This window comes from Nocardioides sp. P5_E3, assembly GCF_054049275.1.
The window spans coordinates 55,124-73,362 of record NZ_JBFUMR010000017.1; the positions used below are offsets into that span (position 1 = coordinate 55,124).

At 72.5% G+C, this 18,239-nt stretch carries 16 protein-coding genes; 4 read left to right on the forward strand and 12 right to left on the reverse strand.

Annotation, left to right across the window (positions count from 1 at the left end; all coding sequences use genetic code 11):
- Nucleotides 1-4 precede the first annotated feature (4 nt).
- The 8 genes from ACXJKB_RS12540 to rsmI all read right to left on the reverse strand — a co-directional run bounded on the left by ACXJKB_RS12540 (nt 5) and on the right by rsmI (nt 9,248).
- Complete coding sequence (locus ACXJKB_RS12540; protein WP_457188792.1) at nt 5-1,876, reverse strand: ABC-F family ATP-binding cassette domain-containing protein; 1,872 nt, start codon at nt 1,874-1,876, stop codon at nt 5-7.
- Between the two features lie 205 nt (nt 1,877-2,081).
- Complete coding sequence (locus tag ACXJKB_RS12545) at nt 2,082-3,617, reverse strand: flotillin family protein (protein ID WP_457188794.1); 1,536 nt, start codon at nt 3,615-3,617, stop codon at nt 2,082-2,084.
- A 44-nt stretch (nt 3,618-3,661) separates the two neighbouring features.
- Entirely contained in the window at nt 3,662-4,162 is a 501-nt protein-coding gene (locus ACXJKB_RS12550) for a hypothetical protein (protein ID WP_457188796.1), read from the reverse strand.
- A gap of 111 nt (nt 4,163-4,273) precedes the next feature.
- Nucleotides 4,274-5,185 carry a 4-(cytidine 5'-diphospho)-2-C-methyl-D-erythritol kinase gene (locus ACXJKB_RS12555; protein WP_457188798.1) on the reverse strand — a complete coding sequence of 304 codons (912 nt, stop codon included), beginning with the start codon at nt 5,183-5,185 and terminating at the stop codon, nt 4,274-4,276.
- The gene (gene rsmA / locus ACXJKB_RS12560) at nt 5,182-6,078 is read right to left on the reverse strand and encodes a 16S rRNA (adenine(1518)-N(6)/adenine(1519)-N(6))-dimethyltransferase RsmA (RefSeq protein WP_457188800.1); all 897 of its coding nucleotides are present in this window, start codon (nt 6,076-6,078) and stop codon (nt 5,182-5,184) included. The genes ACXJKB_RS12555 and rsmA overlap by 4 nt, the downstream gene beginning before the upstream one ends.
- A 30-nt stretch (nt 6,079-6,108) precedes the next feature.
- Nucleotides 6,109-7,248, reverse strand: coding sequence for a transglycosylase family protein (locus ACXJKB_RS12565; protein WP_457188802.1), 1,140 nt, complete (start codon nt 7,246-7,248; stop codon nt 6,109-6,111).
- Nucleotides 7,249-7,525: 277 nt separating this feature from the next.
- On the reverse strand, nt 7,526-8,431 hold the full coding sequence (locus tag ACXJKB_RS12570; protein ID WP_457188803.1) for a TatD family hydrolase: 906 nt from the start codon (nt 8,429-8,431) through the stop codon (nt 7,526-7,528).
- Nucleotides 8,418-9,248 carry a 16S rRNA (cytidine(1402)-2'-O)-methyltransferase gene (gene rsmI / locus ACXJKB_RS12575; RefSeq protein WP_457188805.1) on the reverse strand — a complete coding sequence of 277 codons (831 nt, stop codon included), beginning with the start codon at nt 9,246-9,248 and terminating at the stop codon, nt 8,418-8,420. The genes ACXJKB_RS12570 and rsmI overlap by 14 nt, the downstream gene beginning before the upstream one ends.
- A 64-nt stretch (nt 9,249-9,312) precedes the next feature.
- Here rsmI and ACXJKB_RS12580 point away from each other — a divergent pair, with 64 nt between their 5' ends.
- Both ACXJKB_RS12580 and ACXJKB_RS12585 read left to right on the forward strand, forming a co-directional pair.
- Nucleotides 9,313-10,884, forward strand: a complete 1,572-nt coding sequence (locus tag ACXJKB_RS12580; protein ID WP_457188807.1) for a dolichyl-phosphate-mannose--protein mannosyltransferase — start codon at nt 9,313-9,315, stop codon at nt 10,882-10,884.
- 181 nt (nt 10,885-11,065) lie between these two features.
- Nucleotides 11,066-11,290: a hypothetical protein gene (locus ACXJKB_RS12585; RefSeq protein WP_457188809.1), complete on the forward strand. Its 225-nt coding sequence runs from the start codon at nt 11,066-11,068 to the stop codon at nt 11,288-11,290.
- A gap of 16 nt (nt 11,291-11,306) precedes the next feature.
- On the opposite strand, the gene ACXJKB_RS12590 is transcribed toward ACXJKB_RS12585, so the two are convergent.
- On the reverse strand, nt 11,307-12,179 hold the full coding sequence (locus ACXJKB_RS12590) for a LysR family transcriptional regulator (protein ID WP_457188811.1): 873 nt from the start codon (nt 12,177-12,179) through the stop codon (nt 11,307-11,309).
- 70 nt (nt 12,180-12,249) lie between these two features.
- On the opposite strand from ACXJKB_RS12590, the gene ACXJKB_RS12595 reads away from it, so the two are divergent.
- A complete protein-coding gene (locus tag ACXJKB_RS12595) occupies nt 12,250-13,500 on the forward strand; it encodes an MFS transporter (RefSeq protein ID WP_457188813.1) in 1,251 nt (416 codons plus the stop codon).
- 16 nt (nt 13,501-13,516) lie between these two features.
- Here the strand turns inward: ACXJKB_RS12595 and ACXJKB_RS12600 are convergent, their stop codons facing one another.
- The 3 genes from ACXJKB_RS12600 to ACXJKB_RS12610 are packed head-to-tail and all read right to left on the reverse strand — an operon-like array spanning nt 13,517 to nt 16,233.
- Nucleotides 13,517-14,128, reverse strand: coding sequence for a hypothetical protein (locus tag ACXJKB_RS12600; RefSeq protein WP_457188815.1), 612 nt, complete (start codon nt 14,126-14,128; stop codon nt 13,517-13,519).
- On the reverse strand, nt 14,125-15,537 hold the full coding sequence (locus ACXJKB_RS12605; protein ID WP_457188817.1) for an ATP-binding protein: 1,413 nt from the start codon (nt 15,535-15,537) through the stop codon (nt 14,125-14,127). The genes ACXJKB_RS12600 and ACXJKB_RS12605 overlap by 4 nt, the downstream gene beginning before the upstream one ends.
- 12 nt (nt 15,538-15,549) lie before the next feature.
- Entirely contained in the window at nt 15,550-16,233 is a 684-nt protein-coding gene (locus ACXJKB_RS12610) for a response regulator (RefSeq protein WP_457188819.1), read from the reverse strand.
- A gap of 202 nt (nt 16,234-16,435) precedes the next feature.
- On the opposite strand from ACXJKB_RS12610, the gene ACXJKB_RS12615 reads away from it, so the two are divergent.
- Nucleotides 16,436-18,238, forward strand: a complete 1,803-nt coding sequence (locus tag ACXJKB_RS12615) for an ABC transporter substrate-binding protein (RefSeq protein ID WP_457188821.1) — start codon at nt 16,436-16,438, stop codon at nt 18,236-18,238.
- Nucleotide 18,239: the final 1 nt, after the last annotated feature.

The window sequence follows — 18,239 nt, forward strand, 5'->3', positions numbered from 1 at the left end:
GCGTCTAGTCGACGACCTCGGACGCCTCGAGCCACTCCATCTCCAGCTCGTCCTTCTCCGCGGCGAGCTCGCCGAGCTGCCCGCCGACCCGCGCGAGCAGGTCGTAGTCGGTGAGGTTGGCCTCCATCTCCGCGTGCAGCTCCGCCTCGCGTACGGCGATGCGCTCGAGCTGCTTCTCCACCCGGGCGAGCACCTTGCGGGCCGCGCGGTCCTCCGCGCTGCCGGCCCGCGCCTTGGGCGAGGGTGGCGGCAGATCGCCCGGTTCGTCGCCTGACGGCTGCGAGGTGCCGCCACCACCGGGCGGGGGTGGCGGCAGATCGCGCCCGGAAGAGCCCGCCGGCTGCGAGGTGCCGCCACCACCGGCGCCGAGGGAGGCGGACGAGGCGGATGCGGCCCGGCGCTCGAGGTACTCGTCCACCCCGCGCGGCAGCATCGAGACCTGCCCGTCGCCGAGGAGCGCCCAGACGGAATCGGTGACCCGCTCGAGGAAGTAGCGGTCGTGGGAGACCACGATGAGCGTGCCGGGCCAGGAGTCGAGGAAGTCCTCGAGGACGTTGAGCGTGTCGATGTCGAGGTCGTTGGTCGGCTCGTCGAGGAGCAGCACGTTGGGCTCGATCAACAGCAGCTTGAGCAGCTGGAAGCGCCGCCGCTCGCCGCCGGACAGGTCGCCGAGCCGCGCGGTGAGCCGGTCGCCGGTGAAGCCGAAGCGCTCCAGCAGCGACGTGGCGGTGACCTCCTGGCCGTCGAGGGTCTTGCTGACCCGCCGGATCGACTCGACCGTCGGCAGCACCCGCGCCTCGGGGTCGATCTCGTCGAGCGCCTGCGTGAGGTGCTGCATCTCGACCGTCCGGCCCTGCTTCACCCGGCCGACGTCGGGCGTCAGCGTCCCGGCGATCAGCGACAGCAGCGACGTCTTGCCGGCGCCGTTGACGCCCACGATCCCGATCCGGTCGCCCGGGCCGATGCGCCAGGTCGCATGCTCGAGCAGCACCCGCTCGCCGCGCTTGAGGTCGACGTCCTCGATGTCGATGACGTCCTTGCCGAGCCACTGGCTGGCGAACCGCTGGAGCTCCAGCCGGTCACGCGGGTCGGGCACGTCGTCGATCAGGGCGTTGGCCGCGTCGATGCGGAACTTCGGCTTCGACGTACGCGCGGGGGCACCGCGCCGCAGCCAGGCGAGCTCCTTGCGGGCCAGGTTCTGCCGCCGCGTCTCGGTGGCGGCCGCCTGCCGCTGACGCTCGGCCTTGGCGAGGACGTACGCCGCGTAGCCGCCTTCGTAGGAGTCGACCGCGCCGTCGTGCACCTCCCACGTCGTCTGGCAGACCGCGTCGAGGAACCACCGGTCATGGGTCACCACGATGAGCGCGCTCGGCAGGCCGACGAGGTGTCCGGCCAGCCAGGCCACGGCCTCGACGTCGAGGTGGTTGGTCGGCTCGTCGAGCACGATCAGGTCGTGGCGCGACAGCAGCAGGGCAGCGAGCGCGCAGCGGCGCCGCTCGCCACCGGACAGGCCCACGACCGCGCGATCGAGGGTCACCCCGGCGAGCAGCTCCTCGACGACCTGCCGCGTGGTGGGGTCGGCGGCCCACTCGTGGTCCTGCCGCCCACCGAGCACCGCCTCGCGGACGCTGTGGCTGTCGACGAGCTCGTCGCCCTGGTGGAGGTAGCCGATCTCGACGCCGCGGGTGCGGGAGACCCGGCCGGTGTCGGGCTGCTCGATGCCCGTCATCACCTCGAGCAGGGTCGTCTTGCCGTCGCCGTTGCGGCCCACGACGCCGACGCGCTCGCCCAGCGAGATGCCGAGCGAGACGTTGTCGAGGAGGGGCCGTACGCCGTAGGACTTCGAGACGCGCTCGAGGTTGATCAGGTTCGCCATGTCCGGGCGATCCTCTCAGGTGCGCCCCAGCGGCGACGGATCGGCGTACGCACCCTCACGGGCGGTGCGTGAGCCACATCTCGCCGCGCTCGGACCTGGCTGGCTCACCGCTCGCCCGGCGAGTCCCGCGCGGCACGCCGACGGGCGGTGCCCCAGCCACGTCCCCGGACTCCGGAATGTGGCTGGCACACCGCCCACGACGGCGTCAGGAGCTGGGCGACCCGTCGGTCGTTGACGCCGCGGCCAGGCCGGGCGTGGATCCGTTGGTGGTGGAGTACTTCTGGATCAGCGACTCGACGTCGAGGCCGGTGGTGGCCTTGAGCATCTCCATCGTCTGCACGAGGTTGTTGGTCACCTGCTTGGGCAGCTCGCCGGCGCCGTCGGCCGAGATGACCGTCAGCTTGTCGATGTTGCCCATCGGGCGGGCCAGCTCGGCGGCCACCTTGGGCATCACCTCGATGAGCATCTGGAGCACGGCGGCCTCGTTGTAGCCGGCGAACGCCGCGGCCTTCTTGTCCATGGCCTCGGCCTCGGCCTGGCCTGCGGCCAGGATGGCGGCACCCTGCGCCTCGCCCTCGGCGCGTACGGCGTCGGCCTCGGCGACACGGCGGGCCTTCTCGGCCTCACCGCGCTTGGCGCCCTCGATGGCCTCGGCCTCGGCCAGCGCCGAGCGGCGGGACTTCTCGCCCTCACCGGTCAGGCGGGCCTTCTCGGCCTCCGCCTCGGCGTTGGCGATGGACGCGGCCTTGCGGGCCTCGGCCTCGAGGATCGCCGAGCTGCGGCGACCCTGCGCCTCGGTCTCGACGCGGTAGCGCTCGGCGTCGGCGGGCTTGCGGACCTCGGTGTCGAGCTGGCGCTCCTTCAGCGCCGCCTGCCGGACGGCGACCTTCTCCTGCTCGAGGAGGACGGCCTGGTCGCGGTCGGCCTGGGCGAGCGGGCCGGCGGCCGCGGCCTGCGCGTTGGCGGCGTCGGTCTCGGCCTTGATCTCGGCGTTCTTGAGGGCGAGGGCGCGCTGGGTGACCGCGATCTCCTGCTCGGCGGCGATCCGGGCCTGCTCGGCCGCCTGGCGGGCGTTGGCCTCGGCGATGGACGCGAGCTGGTTGAGCTTGGCGGCCTCGGGGCGGCCGAGGTCGGCGAGGTAGGAGCCGTCGTCGGTGATGTCCTGGATCTGGAAGGTGTCGAGAACCAGGCCCTGGCCGGTGAGGGACGACTCGGACTCCTCCGCCACCCGCTGGGCGAAGGCGGCGCGGTCGCGGATGATCTGCTCGACCGACATCGAGCCGACGATCGAGCGCAGGGCGCCGGCGAGGACCTCCTGGGTGAAGGTCTCGATCTCCGCCTGCTGGCTCAGGAACCGCTGGCCGGCGGCGCGGATGGAGTCCTCGTTGCCGCCGACCTTGACCAGCGCGACGCCGTCGAGGTTGAGCTTGATGCCCTGCCCGGACACGGCTCCGCGGATCTGCACCGAGATGCGCCGCGAGGACAGGTCGAGGGTGGCGAGGCGCTGCACGAACGGGATGACGAACACGCCGCCGCCCATGACGACCTTCTGGCCGGACAGGTCGGTGGAGATCTCACCGGTCTCCGGGTTGCGCACCTCCCCCTTGCCCTTGCGGCCGGTGACGATGAACGACTCGTTGGGACCGGCGACCTTGTAGCGCGTGGTCACCAGCAGCGCGAGCAGCACCACCAGGAAGGCGAGGCCGGCCACAGCAGTGACGACCGGGGACAGACTGAACATGGGCAGTGCTCCTAGCGAGAGGGCGTACGTGGATCGAGGACGGATCAGGGAAGGAAGAGGGGCTCGACCTGGACGGCCGTCGGCGAGATGACCTGCGTGACGCTGACCTGGGTGCCGGCAGGCACGGCGACGCTCGAGCGGGCGTTGAGGCGCGTGATGTGGCCGCCGACGCTGAGCGAGACCACGCCGAAGCCCCCGCCGTCGGGGATCGCGCTGACCACCGAGCCGATCTTCTCGAGCATGTCGGAGGTGCGCACCGTGTCGCCCTTGCCGTCGCCGTGCAGGAACGTCGAGGCCCGCGCCGCGAGCCAGCCGAGCAGGACTCCGAGCACCAGGCCGATGACGACCGCGAGCGAGGTCGAGCCGGTCACCTCGAGGGCGATCGCGCCGCCGAAGCCGAGGGCGCCGAGKAAGCCGGCCACCGCCTCGGTCGAGAAGAACCCGGCGCTGAGGCCCTCGAAGGCACCGTCGAGGACGTCGCCGACGACCAGCGCCACGAGCAGCAGCAGGACGCCGACGGCGCCCACCACCAGGAACACGGTCACGATGCCTCCCCCAGGCGATCAGTGCGACGTCGTCGACGCCGCGCACAACATAACGGCATGCTTCCCCGCCCGCTGCGGTTCACACCACCCGGTCCGGACCCCATCCGGGAACTAGCGCAGGTCCCACTCCGCTTCGCGCGTGCTGACGACGTGGGCGCCGGCCACGGGACCGATGGCAGACAGCACGACGTCGTACGACGCCGACAGCGCGGTGACCACCTCCATGGAGCCGACCTGCGAGTCGCAGAGGAAGACGCAGGTCGGGCCCGATCCGCTCACCATGCCGCGGAGGGCGCCCTCGGCCTCCCCGAGCGCGATCAGGTCGCCGAGCTCGGGTCGCAGGTCGATGGCCGGCTCCTGCAGGTCGTTGTGGAGCGCGCGCGCCAGCCGGACCGGCTCGCCGCTCGCCAGCGCGGCCAGGAGCTCCGTCGGCTCGGCGGGCTGCGCCGGGGCGTCGGGGTGCAGCCGGTCGAAGTGGCGGTAGACCTCCGGCGTCGAGAGGCCGACGGGAGCCGGCACGACGACCCACCACCACGTGCCGTGGTCGACGATCGGCTCGACGACCTCGCCGCGGCCCCGGCCCCGCGCCGTACCTCCCACGAGCGAGAACGGCACGTCGCTGCCGAGCCGGGCGGCCTGCGCGAGGAGCAGGTCGTCGGGCTGGCCCAGGTCGTGCAGCCGGTCGTGCGCGAGCAGGGCGGCCGCGCCGTCGGCGGAGCCGCCCGCCATCCCGCCTGCGACGGGGATCTGCTTGGTGATCTGGACGTGGTGGGGACCCCCGCACGGCGCCTCGACGAGGGCTCGCATCGCGATGTTGGTGGCGTCGGTCGGCACGCCGGTCACGTCGATGTGGGGCGTTCCGGAGACGGAGAGCGTGTCCTCGCCGGCGTCGGAGACGGTGACGTCGTCGTAGAGCGAGATGGCCTGGTAGACCGTGTCGAGCGGGTGGAAGCCATCCTCGCGGGGCGCGCCGACCCCGAGGTGGAGGTTGATCTTCGCGGCGGCGCGGACCGTCGTGCTCACTCGGCGACCTGGTCCGGCGTCGAGGCGCGCGTGGCCGCCAAGCCCTCGGCGATGCGCGAGAAGTCGTGCACGTCGAGCACCTCGCCGCGGGCGGTCGGGTCGACGCCCGCGGCCTCGAGCGCCGCGGTCGCGTTGTCGGCCGATCCGGCCAGCCCGCGCAGGGCGGCGCGCACCTGCTTGCGGCGCTGCGCGAAGGCGGCGTCGACGACGGCGAAGACCTGCTGGCGGGTCGCGGTGGTGTCCGGGGGCTCGCGCCGGGTCCAGGCGACGAGGCCGGAGTCGACGTTGGGGGCCGGCCAGAAGACGTTGCGCCCGATCGCGCCGGCACGGCGTACGTCGGCGAACCATGCGGCCTTCACGCTCGGCACGCCGTAGGTCTTCGACCCGGGCGGCGCGGCGAGGCGGTCGGCGACCTCCGCCTGCACCATCACCAGACCGCGCTCCAGCGACGGCAGCAGGGTGAGGAGGTGGATGAGCACCGGCACCGAGACGTTGTAGGGCAGGTTGGCGACCAGCGCGGTGGGCGGCGGGCCGGGCACGGAGTCCACGCGCATCGCGTCGGCCAGCACCACCTCGAAGCGGTCGGCCTGCCCCGGGGCGTACGACGCGATCGTGGCGGGCAGCCGCTCGGCCAGCAGCGGGTCCACCTCGATCGCGATGACCCGGCGGGCGACCTCGAGCAGCGCGAGGGTGAGCGACCCGAGCCCGGGTCCGACCTCGACGACCACGTCGTCGCCGGTGATGCCCGACTCGCGGACGATCCGGCGCACGGTGTTGGCGTCGATGACGAAGTTCTGCCCGCGCTGCTTGGTGGGTCGCAGGTCGAGCTCAGCAGCCAGCTGACGCACCTCGGCCGGCCCGAGGAGTCTCGGGCCGGCCGGGTTCGTGGTCATGGTGGTGAAGCCTAGGTGGTCAGCGTTCGATCAGCGGGGCAGGCCGAGCTTGGCCGCGCACCCGGGCCACGAGCCGTAGCCACCGGTCGCGTCGCGCAGGCGCGTGGCGACGGCGATCTGGGTCTCGCGGGAGGCCTGGTGCGGGTAGCCCGTGCCGCCGTAGGCACGCCAGGTGCCGACGTTGAACTGGAGGCCGCCGTAGTAGCCGTTGCCGGTGTTGATGGCCCAGTTGCCGCCCGACTCGCACTGCGCGAGCGAGTCCCACACGGTGCTGCCGGCGGAGAAGTCGGCAGCAGGCTCCTCGGGCTTCTCCTTGGTGCCGACCGCGATCACGCGGGGCACGGCCTTGCGGCGCACGTCGGCCCGGACGACCTTGCGGGCCGCGAGGTCGCCGTTGACGAAGCGGAGCTGGTAGGTGACGTTGCGGACGCCGTCGCGACCGGCGCGCACGACCTCCTGCTCGCCCTCGAACATCGAGGAGTCCTCGCGCTCGACGACGGGGGCGTCCAGCACCTCGCGCTCCACCTTCTTGGTGGCCACGCGGATGTCGGTGACGACGATCTTGTCGCCGTCGGCGATCTCGGTCGTCAGCGAGGGACGCACCTTGTCGTGCTTGTCGACCTCGAAGCCGGCCGACTTGAGCACGTCGGCGACGGTCAGCGCCGTCATCTTGCGCTGCTTCAGCTTCTTGGCGCCCAGCTTGAGGTGGACGACCTTCGGCGTGACGACGTCGAGGGTCAGTCCGCTGCGTCCGATCGAGGAGCCGCGGCTGGCCGACAGGTCGGCGCCCTCGAAGCGGCGGCCGATCTCACCCAGCGCGCTCGCGACGTTGGTCGAGTTCACCCAGTAGGTGTGCGACTCGCCGTCGACGGCGAGCTCGAGCGGTCGCCCGAACTGCACGGCGATGGCCGAGCCGTCGGTGACGGGCTCGTCGACCGCCGGGGCGACCAGGTCCTTGTCGGTGACCTCGACACCCTCGGCCGCGAGCACGTCGGCGACGGTGCCACCGATGGCGCTGACCTGACGGGTCTCCCCGTCGAGGGTGAGGGTCACGTCCTTGCTGAGGGCGGCGTAGCCGACCGTCGTACCTCCGACGGCTGCCACGACCAGCGCGACGAGGGTCGCCAGGACGGTCTTGGACCTGCTGAGCTGCGCGAGACGAGAGCGCACGATTCTCCGAACGTCGTACTTTCCGGTCCTCGGGGGCAGCACCCCCCGGCCGAGCGTTGCATGCCATCCACGACCAGGTCGCGGGAGCCGTACGACGTGCGAGCGGGGGTCTCGCAGGACCGGCCCGAACCGGTCCTCGTGCTGCCGATGATCGCTCCCGATCCCGGCCAACAATCACAAGACGATAACGATGACCGGCGATGACGCAAACTCCTGACGGCAAAATCCGGCGTGTCACCGCTCACGGTTCTGCCTGTCAGCCGACCTGTCAGCCGATCTACCAGGGGCCTCCGAAGGCGCGTTCGGTGTTGGCGTCGATCGCCCGGCACAGCTCCTCGAGGTCGGCCTGCAGCACCTCCGCCATCGCCCGCACGGTGTGCGGGACGAGGTAGGAGGCGTTGGGCCGGCCGCGCCACGGCGTGGGCGTCAGGTAGGGCGCGTCGGTCTCGACCAGCACCCGGTCGTGGGGCGTGACGGCCAGCGCATCGCGCAGCGGCTGCGCGTTCTTGAAGGTCATCGTCCCGGCGAAGCTGAGGAACGCCCCGCGGTCGAGGCAGCGACGGGCGAAGGCCTCGTCGCCGGAGAAGCAGTGCATCACCCAGCGCTCGGGCGCACCCTCGGAGTCGACGATGCGCAGCACGTCGTCATGGGCGTCGCGGTCGTGGATGACGAGCGTCTTGTCGAGGCGTTTGGCCAGGTCGATGTGACGCCGGAAGCTCTCCTCCTGCGCCGCCCGGCCGTCCTCGCCGGTGCGGAAGGTGTCGAGCCCGGTCTCGCCGACGGCCCGCACCTTGTCGTGGGCCTGCGCGAGCTGCTCGATCTCGGCGAGCGCTTCGTCGAGGCGGCCGGCCTCGGCGAGGCGCGGCGCCTCGTTCGGGTGCAGCGCGACGCCGGCGACGAGGGCGTCGTGCTCGGCCGCCGCGGCCACCGCCCAGCGGGCGCCGGGGAGGTCGCAACCGATCTGCACGATCCGGGGCACACCGACGGCCGCCGCGGCCGCGATGGCGTCCGCGGTGTCGAGCCAGTCGCCGTCGGCGATGTCGAGGTGGCAGTGGTTGTCGACGACGGGGTGCGGCAGGGGTTCGGGCGCGGGCGGTCGCTCGCGGTCGCGCCGGGCGCCCGACGTCTCCTCGGTGGCCGCGCGGCTGCGGGTCGGCCCGGCTCCGCCGTCAGCGGTGGACAACGTCGTACACCTCCCGCTTGGGCAGGCCGGCCCTCCTGGCGACCTCGGCGATCGCCTCCTTGCGCGTGGAGCCGGAGGCCTCGAGGTCGGCGACGGCCGCGCGCAGGGTGCCGGGGTCGGTGTCGAGCGGCGGGGCTCCGCTCGAGCCCTCGACGACGATGGTGACCTCGCCGCGCACGCCGTCGCCCGCCCACGCGACCAGCTCGCCCAGCGGTCCGCGGCGCACCTCCTCGTACGTCTTCGTCAGCTCGCGGCACACCGCGGCCGGACGGTCCTCGCCCAGCGCCTCGGCCATCGCCGCCAGCGCCGCCTCGGTGCGGTGCGGTGCCTCGAAGAAGACCATCGTGCGCTCCTCCGCGGCCAGGGCGGCGAGCCGTCGCCCGCGCTCGCCCGCCTTGCGCGGCAGGAAGCCCTCGAAGCAGAACCGGTCGACCGGCAGCCCGCTGACGGCCAGCGCGGTCAGCACGGCGCTGGGTCCGGGGACGGCCGTGACGCGTACGTCGTGCTCGACCGCGGCCACGACCAGCCGGTAGCCCGGGTCGGACACGCTCGGCATCCCCGCGTCGGTCACCAGCACGACCCGCTCGCCGGCCAGCAGGGCCTCGAGCAGGGCAGGCGTGCGGGCCTGCTCGTTGCCCTCGAAGTAGGACACGACCCGACCGGACAGCGTGATCCCGAGGTCGGCGCACAGCCGCTTGAGCCGTCGGGTGTCCTCGGCCGCGACGACGTCGGCACCCGAGAGCTCGGCGGCCAGCCGCGGTGGCGCGTCGCCCGCCTGCCCGATCGGGGTGCCCGCGAGGACGAGGACGCCAGTCATGGGTTCACCGTAGAGGCTCGCGGGACCTGCCCGGGCGTCGGTGGCGTCTGGCTAGAGTGCCCGCGTGAGCCCGACTGCCGCCGAGCGGAATCGTCCGCGTTGGCGGTCGGAGGACCCGATGTTCGGGTGGGCCGGCGCCCTGTGCCTGGCCAGCCTGGCGTTCTTCCTGCGCCGCTGGCACCTCGGCACACCGCACGCGTTCTCCTTCGACGAGACCTACTACGCCAAGGACGCGTGGTCGCTGCTCAACCACGGCTACGTGCGCGGCTACGTCGAGGACGCCGACAAGACGATCCTCAACGGCAACCTGACCGGGCTGTTCCTGGACGGTCCGTCGATGATCGTCCACCCCGAGGTCGGCAAGTGGGTGATCGCCGCCGGGATCAAGGTGTTCGGGATGGACCCCACCGGCTGGCGGACGGCGTCGGCGGTGGTGGGCGCGCTGATGGTCCTGCTGATGTGCCGCTTCGCCCGGCGAGTCACCGGCTCGACGGTCCTCGGGCTGGTGGCAGGCCTGCTGCTCTCCGTCGACGGCCTCCAGCTCGTGCTGTCGCGGCTCGCCCTGCTCGACATCTTCCTGGCGTTCTTCACCCTCTGCGGCGTGCACTGCGTGGTCGCCGACCGTCAGTGGCTGCGCGACCGGCTGGCCGCGGGGGCGACACGGACGTGGTGGCGACCCTGGCTGGTCCTCGGCGGGATCAGCTTCGGGCTCGCGTGCGGCACCAAGTGGTCCGCTGTCTACGCGCTGGCCGTCTTCGGCCTGCTCGCGTGGCTGTGGAGCGCCGGCGCGCGGCGGGCGTTCGGTCAGCCCCGGCCGCTGCTCCGCTCGATCGTCCTCGACGGGGCGCCGGCGTTCATCGCGATGGTGGGAGTCGCGCTGGCGACCTACGTCGCGTCGTGGACGGGCTGGCTGGTGCACGCCGACGCCTACGAGGACGCGTTCAACAACACGCAGTACACGTCGTACGGCGGGGGGAAGCCGTGGCCGACCGCGAGCGAGCCCGACGCCCACGGCCTCGGGGAGGTCACCCAGTCGCTGCGGTCGCTGTGGTCGTACCACCAGGACGTCTACACCTTCCACAGCCACTTCCTCAACGACTCGACGCACGTCTACGCCTCCAAGCCGTCGACGTGGCTGGTGATGGGTCGCCCGGTCGGGGTCGACGCCCAGACCGACATCCAGCCCGGCTCGCAGGGGTGCGAGGCGCCCTCGGGCTCGAGCTGCATCCGTCAGGTGCTGCTCCTCGGCAACCCCGTCATCTGGTGGGGAGGCAGCCTGGCCGCCATCGCATCGCTGCTGCTGTGGGTCGGAGCGCGCGACTGGCGCCACGGCGTCGTGGTCGCCGGCCTCGCCAGCACGTGGCTCCCCTGGTTCGCCTACGACGACCGGCCGATCTTCTTCTTCTACGCGATCACCGCCCTGCCGTTCCTCGTGCTGTCGGTCGCGCTGGCCATGGGGCACCTGATCGGGACGTCCGACGTGCCGACGCCGCGGCGCACCTTCGGCGTCGTCGTCGCCGGCAGCTACACGGTGCTCGCGGTGATCGCGTTCGCGTGGTTCTGGCCGATCTGGACCGACGTCCTGCTGACGAAGTCGGAGTGGGACGCCCGCATCTGGTTCCAGCGCTGGATCTGACCCCTCGGGGCCTCGCCGGCACCCGATCCGGTGAACCCACCATGAACAACCGAGGTTTCCTCAAGATGGGTCGCAGTTCGGCTCCCACCCATTCTCTTTCCGCGAGGTCCCCACGACGATGGTCTGACCCGGCACACACGTGGGGTTTGTGCCCGGGCTCGACGCGAGGGAGGGAGCGTTGATGGACTCGACGATGATCCACGTCTGCCTGCAGACCGACGGAGCACCGACCGGTGAGCACCACGAGGTGGGTGAGCGCTGGGTCTGCTCGTGCGGGGACAACTTCGTCTACCGCGAGGGCTTCAACCGTGCCGGCTACCCGAGCCTCGAGTGGTGGCCCGCCCCGGCGATCCCGCAGCCGCGCAAGGCACGCCGCGGGCTGCTCTTCGGCCCGCGCCAGGGCTGAGCAACCTCGCTCGGCGTCAGTCGGCCCACGTCCGGCCGCGCACGAACGCCAGGAACCGCTCGGCCGGAGGCGCGAGCGGCCTGTCGGTTCGCCAGGTGAGGCCGATCGTCCGCGTCGCCGACGCCGACGACAGCGCGAGCCCCACCGACCCGGACTGACCGGCGAACGCCTCCGGCACGATCGCCACCCCGAGCCCGGCGGCCACCAGTCCCTCGATCGTGGCCAGGTCGGCGCTCTCGAAGGAGATCCGGGGGCTCACGCCGGCCTCGGCGAGCAGCGCCTGCACCAGCGCGCTGTGGCCGAAGCCCGGCGGTGTCGTGACCAGCTCGTCGTCGGCCAGCGCGGCGAGGTCGATGCGCGTGCGGTCGCGGAAGCGGTGCGTGGGCGGCACCACCACCACGAGTCGCTCACGCTGCACCGCCAGCCAGCCGAGGTCCTCGGCCCGGTCCATGGTGAGGCCGAGCTCGACGGCACCGCGGTCGAGGTCGCTGCGGATGTCGTGCGCGGGCTCCTGGCTCAGCACGACCTTCACGGCCGGCGCCTCGGCGTGGAAGGCGCGCAGCAGCTTGGGGACCAGCGTGGTGGCCATCGAGTCCAGGAACGCGAGCCGGACGATCCCGGTGTCCGGGTCGAGCCGGTTGGCCAGGTCGGCGCGCAGCTGCTCGTGGCGTACGACGAGGTCGCGGGCGGCGTCGAGCACCACCCGTCCGTCAGGGGTGACCGCCAGCCCGGTCGGCGTCCGCTCGAAGACGCGCACCCCGAGCTCCGCCTCGATCCGGGCGAGCGAGCGCGACAGCGTGGGCTGGCTGGTGCCGAGCGCCGCCGCCGTCTCGGTGACGTGGCCGAGGTCGCCGAGCTCCACCAGCCAGCCGAGATCGCGGAGCATCATGCGTCCATCGTATCGCCTGGCTCTTCTCGCGACATTGGACGCATGAGTCGGGAGAGCGGACCATCGACGGGTGCACACCGCCCCGCTCTCGCCCGTCGACGCCGGCCCGACGCCGTACCGCCCGGGCACCGCCGGCTACCGCCGCGTGATGGTGGCGGTGTTCGCCGCCGGGATGGCGACCTTCGTGCTGCTGTACGACGTCCAGGCGCTGCTGCCCGAGCTCGTCGAGGCGTACGACGTCTCCCCCACGCGCGCCACGCTGGCGATGTCGCTGACGACCGCGGCCCTCGCCGTGGCGCTGCTCGTCGCCGGGCCGGTCTCGGAGGCGGTCGGCCGGACGCCCCTGATCCACCTCGCCCTGTGGTCCGCCGCGGTCGTGGGCGTCCTGTGCGCGCTGGCGCCGTCGTGGGAGGCGCTGCTCGGCCTCCGGGTGCTGCAGGGCGTGACCCTCGCCGGGCTGCCGGCCGTCGCGACGGCGTACCTCCGCGAGGAGCTGCACCCCTCCGCGCACGGTCGGGCCTTCGGCCTCTACATCGCCGGCACCGCCCTGGGCGGCATGGCCGGCCGGGTGGTCACCGCTCCGGTCGCCGACGCCGCGGGCTGGCGCTGGGGCATGGCTGCCGCCGCGTTCGCCGCACTCGCGTGCGCGGCGGTGGTGGCGTGGTTGCTGCCGGCGTCGCAGCACTTCGTGCGCCGGCCGGCCGACCTGCGGTCGGTGCTCGATGGCGCCCGCGCGGCGGTGCGCGACCGCGCCCTGGTGGCGCTCTACGTCCTGGGCGCCTGCGGGATCGGCACGATGGTGGCGGTATTCAATGCGCTCGGGTTCCGGCTCAGCTCGGCGCCCTACGGGCTCTCGGTCGGCACGATCAGCCTGGTCTACCTCGTCTACGCCCTGGGCTCGGTCAGCTCGGCGGCGTCCGGACGGATCGCCGACCGCATCGGCCGTCGCGCCACCATCCCGGTCGGCTGCGCGTTCGCCCTCGTGGGGGTGTGGCTGACCCTGGCCCACGCCTTGCCGGTCGTCGTCCTCGGGATGGCGGCGCTCACCGTCGGATTCTTCTGCATCCACGGCCTGGCCAGCGGATGGGTCACCTCGCGCGCCCACCTCGCCGGCGTACGCACGGGGCAGGCTGCGGCCTTCTACCTCTTCGCCTACTACGTGGGCGCGTCGGTCTTCGGCAACCTCGGCAGCGCCGCCTGGAGCCACGCCGGCTGGCCGGGCGTGGTCGCCCTCGCCTCGGCGCTCCTGCTCACCGTCTGCGCGATGGTCGTCGTGCTGCGGCGCACGCCCGCCCTGGCCGCGCCCGGCGCCCCCGCCTGACCGGTCCGGGCCCGCCTCACCAGGCGCCCGGGAACCTCGCCGAGCCCGCGATGGCCAGCAGCGAGACGCCGAGCGCCACCCCGACCGCGATGAGCACCGACAGGCCGAGCCAGCGACGCCCGGGCAGCGCCAGGAGCACGAGCCCGCCCACGGCCGCCACCGCGGGCAGCACCCAGACCGGCACCACCGCGGACAGCAAGGACACCAGCAGGGCGAGGCCCACGCCCGCAGCGGCCGCGCGACCGAGCGGCACCGGCCGCGGCCCCCGCGGGAGGCCGACCTCGGTGACGGGGCCGGCCGCGGGCAGCTGGTCGGGCGCCAGCACCCGCAGCAGGAGGGTGATGGTGGACGGGTCGGCCACCACCACGACGTCGCGGAACCGGTCGGCGACCGCGTGGCGGCGTACGACCTCGTCGAGCCGGTGACCGCGGTCCACGTCGGGGAAGCGGACCGGAGCCAGCACCACCTCCGGGTGGGCGGTGTGCCCGAGCCCCTGGACGATCCGCTTGCCGTCGGCGGTCGGGGCGGTGATCACGACCGCGGACGACCCGATGCCGGCCCGGACCCGCCCGACCTCCGCAGCGTCGGCCCGCGTGCTGACCACGAGGATCCGCTGGAAGTCCGTCACGCTCCGACGTTAGTCGCCGGAACCTTCCTGGGCGCGACCCCTCCGGTCGAGGCCGGGAGCCGCAGCGCGAAGCGCGCCCCACCGTCGGGGCCGTCGACGACTGAGATGGTGCCCCGGTGCCAGGCGACGTGACGCGCCACGATGGCCAGGCCCAGTCCGAAGCCGCCCTCCTCCCGCCCGGGTCCGCGGGCGAAGCGCTCGAAAATCCGTTGCCGGCTGTCCATCGGCACCCCCGGGCCGGCGTCGTCCACCGTCACCAGGACGTCTCGTCCCGTGGCTTCGACGCACACCCGGGTGCACCCGCCGCCGTGCAGCTCCGCGTTGGTGACCAGGTTGGCCACGACCTGCGCCAGGCGCCTGCGGTCCGCGGCGACCTCGAGGTGCTCCGCCGCCGGCGCCACGGAGGTGACCGGACGTCCGGCAGCAGCATCGGCCGCATGGCGCACCAGCTCCGCGACACGCACGGGCTCACGCACCTCCTCGTCGCCGCTGTCGGCGCGCGAGATCTCGAGCAGGTCGATGACCAGCTGCCGGAAGCGCTCGAGCTCGTGGTCGAGCAGGTCGAGGGGCTCGAGAGCCGTGGCCGGAAGGACGCGGCGCCGGTGCTTCAGCGACTCCATCGCGTTGACCATGGTGGTCAGCGGGGTGCGCAGCTCGTGGCTGACGTCGCCGGCGAACCGGGCGTCGGCCTGCACGCGGTGCTGCAGCGAGCGGGCGGTCTGGTTGAACGACGCGGCGAGCTCGGCGAGGTCGGGGTCGGCGCCCGGGTCGAGCCGTGCGTCGAGGTCGCCCTCGGCGATGGCGGCGGCCGCGGCGGTCACCTCCTCCACCGGCCGCAGCAGGCGCCGTGCCACGACGCGACCCGCCACCACCCCGAGCGACGTGGTGATCACGGCGCTGATCAGGAGGCTCAGCCACAGCGCGCGCAGGGTGCGGGCCAGGTCTGCCCGGGGGAAGAGCTCGAGGAAGACGTCACCGTGGCCCATCGGGATGCCCACGGCGAGGTAGGTGCCACCAGGGCTCTCCTCGTGGATCGAGGCACTGGTCGCCGACGCCGCCCGTCGCACCAGGTCCTGCGGGAAGGTGGCGTCGGTCGAGGTGGTGCCGCGGTAGCGCCGGCCGTCGCGGACCAGGAGGGCCGCGCCGTCCTTCGGGTAGCGGAGGCGGTCGACCAGGGTGGCGACGTCCTGGCCCGCCCGCACGCCCACCTTGATGGTCAGCGCGTGGTCGGTGGCTTGGGCGAGCGCCGCGTCCTCCTGCTGCGCCGTGAGGTACGCCGACGTGAGGAGCCACGTCGTCACGGCCAGGAGCGTCGCGAGGACCAGCGCCATCAGGCCGAAGCCGAGCGCCACCCGGTCACGCAGGCCCAGTCGTCGAGGTAGGAGTCGGCGAGGCAGCAGTCGGCTCATCGCGCAGCACGCTCACGGGACCGCGCGGTAGCCCAGCCCACGAACGGTGACGACGTGGCGGGGATTGGCGGGGTCCGCCTCGACCTTCACGCGCAGCCGGTGCACGTGCACGTCGACGATCCGGCCGTCGCCGAGGTAGTCGTAGCCCCAGACGCGTTCGAGCAGGTCCTCCCGGCTCACGACCTGGCCCTCGTTGCGGCACAGCTCCACCAGCAGGCGGAGCTCGGTGCGGGTGAGGTCGACCGCCACCCCGCCGACCGTCACCACGCCGCTGTCGACCCCGACCGAGATGTCGCCGAGCACCAGGGTTCGAGGATCCGTCGCCTCGGGGTGGTGGACGCGCCGCAGGAGCGCCCGGATCCGCGCCGACAGCTCCTTGGCGACGAGGGGCTTGGTGACGTAGTCGTCGGCCCCGGCCTCCAGCCCTGCGACGACGTCGTGGCTGTCGGTCCGTGCGGAGACGATGATCACCGGGACGTCGGTCCACCGTCGCACCTCGCGGCAGACCGAGAAGCCGTCGGTGTCGGGCAGCATGAGGTCGAGCAGGACGACGTCGGGTGCCTGCGCACGGAGCTGTCGCAGCCCCGCCTCGCCGGTCGCCGCCTCCCCCACCTGGTAGCCCTCGTCCTGCAGCGCGAGGTGCAGTGACCGCCTCACCCGCGGGTCGTCCTCGATCAGCAGCACCGTGCGCGTCACGCCTCCAGTGTCCCCCTTCGGCTGCGACACACAACCGTTCACATTCGTCACGATCGCGCCACAACCGTCGGCCGACGTGACAGCTCGGTGACGAACCCGTGACATCCGGGCCGCAGGCATGGAAAGGCCCGCGGCTCACGCGTCCAATGGAGACGACTGGTGCTCGGGGCCAGATCGACCTCGCTCTGGTCTGGAGGACCCCATGAAGCCCACCGTCCGTCGCCTGCCCGCCCTGGCGGTCGCCTCCACAGCCCTGCTCCTGCTCTCCGCCTGCGGCGGCTCGGGCGGCTCGTCGGACTCCGGCGGAGGCGGGAGCTCGGGAGAGCCGAGCGCGGGCGGCGTGCTCAACATGCTCGGCACCGGCGACGTCGACTACATGGACCCCAACGTCTCCTACTACAGCGTGGGCTACAGCGCCCTGCGCCTGTGGAGCCGCCAGCTGTTCACCTACCCCGCCGTCAAGGGCCAGACCACGACCGCCGCGCCGGACCTGGCCGAGGAGATCCCGACCACCGACAACGGCGGCATCAGCAAGGACGGCACGACCTACACGATCACCCTCCGCTCGGGCGCGCAGTGGAACACCGACCCGGCCCGGCCGGTCACCGCTGAGGACGTGGTGCGAGGGGTCAAGCGCACGTGCAACCCCGTCCAGCCGTTCGGCGGCATCCCCGACTTCGCCACGCTGATCGAGGGTTACCAGGACTTCTGCGACGGGTTCACGGACGCCGGCCAGACCCCAGAGGCGATCGCCTCCTACATCGACGGCAACGACCTGCCCGGGGTGGTGGCCAAGGACGACAAGACCGTGGTCTTCACGCTCACCCAACCAGCGTCGTACTTCGTCGACATGCTCACCCTGCCGGCCTTCTCCCCCGCACCGAAGGAGGTGCTCAAGTACCTCCCGGGCAGCCAGGACCTCGGCCAGCACCAGGTCTCCGACGGTCCCTACCAGATCGAGTCCTGGAACCCGACCAAGGAGATCGTCTTCACGCGCAACCCGGCCTGGACGGCTGACTCGGACCCCATCCGGAAGGCCTATGTCGACAAGGTGGTGGTCAACGAGACGGTCAGCCAGGAATCGGTGCAGCAGCAGCTCCAGACCGGCAACGCGAGCGCCGACATGGAGTTCGGGACCTTCCCGCCGCCGTCCCAGCTGCCGGGCCTCATCTCGGCGAACGACCCCAACCTCAACCTCGGCGAGACCAACTCCACCAACCCGTACGTCGTGTTCAACACCGTCTCCCCCAACAACGGGGGCGCGCTGAAGAACGCGGAGGTACGGCAGGCCCTGGAGTACGCCATGAACCGTGACAACATCATCCAGGTCCTCGGCGGACCGAAGGTCAACCCCCCGCTCACCCACGTGCTGCCTCCCGGCATCGTCGGCTCACAGGACCTCGACCTCTACCCCTACGACGTGGCCAAGGCCAAGTCCCTGCTCGCCGATGCGGGCTACTCCGACGGTCTCACGCTGAAGTTCCTCTACCGCAGCTCCTCCGAGGGCGGCACGAAGGCGTTCCAGACCGTCCAGCAGGACCTGTCCGATGCCGGGATCAAGGTCGAGGGCGTCCCGTCGCCCGACGCAGACTTCTACACCAAGTACCTGCAGGAGCCCACTGCCGCGCGCAGCGGGGTGTGGGACGTCTCGCTGGCCGGCTGGGGGCCGGACTGGTTCGGCAACGCCGCCCTGTCGTTCTTCGGTCCGCTGTTCTCCGGCGAGCCGTCGTTCCCGCCCGTCGGCAGCAACTTCGGGTTCTACGACAACCCGGCGACCAACAAGCTGATCGATCAGGCCGCGGCGGCACCCGACGAGTCCACGGCCGCGTCCCTGTGGGCGAAGGCCGATGAGCAGGTGATGAAGGACGCACCGTTCTTCCCCATCACCTCGCCGCTCAACGCGAACTACCACGCCACGCAGGTCAACAACGCGATCTACCTGCCCGCCATCCAGAACTTCGACCCCGCCAACGTCTGGCTGTCCCCGGACATGCAGGGCGGCTGAC

What these genes read in the sequence shown, in the direction of transcription:
- ACXJKB_RS12605 (WP_457188817.1), bottom strand. Translation starts at nt 15,537, where the DNA reads ATGAGCCGACTGCTGCCTCGCCGACTCCTACCTCGACGACTGGGCCTG.
- ACXJKB_RS12540 (WP_457188792.1), bottom strand. Translation starts at nt 1,876, where the DNA reads ATGGCGAACCTGATCAACCTCGAGCGCGTCTCGAAGTCCTACGGCGTA.
- rsmI (WP_457188805.1), bottom strand. Translation starts at nt 9,248, where the DNA reads ATGACTGGCGTCCTCGTCCTCGCGGGCACCCCGATCGGGCAGGCGGGC.
- ACXJKB_RS12585 (WP_457188809.1), top strand. Translation starts at nt 11,066, where the DNA reads ATGGACTCGACGATGATCCACGTCTGCCTGCAGACCGACGGAGCACCG.
- rsmA (WP_457188800.1), bottom strand. Translation starts at nt 6,078, where the DNA reads ATGACCACGAACCCGGCCGGCCCGAGACTCCTCGGGCCGGCCGAGGTG.
- ACXJKB_RS12545 (WP_457188794.1), bottom strand. Translation starts at nt 3,617, where the DNA reads ATGTTCAGTCTGTCCCCGGTCGTCACTGCTGTGGCCGGCCTCGCCTTC.
- ACXJKB_RS12590 (WP_457188811.1), bottom strand. Translation starts at nt 12,179, where the DNA reads ATGATGCTCCGCGATCTCGGCTGGCTGGTGGAGCTCGGCGACCTCGGC.
- ACXJKB_RS12615 (WP_457188821.1), top strand. Translation starts at nt 16,436, where the DNA reads ATGAAGCCCACCGTCCGTCGCCTGCCCGCCCTGGCGGTCGCCTCCACA.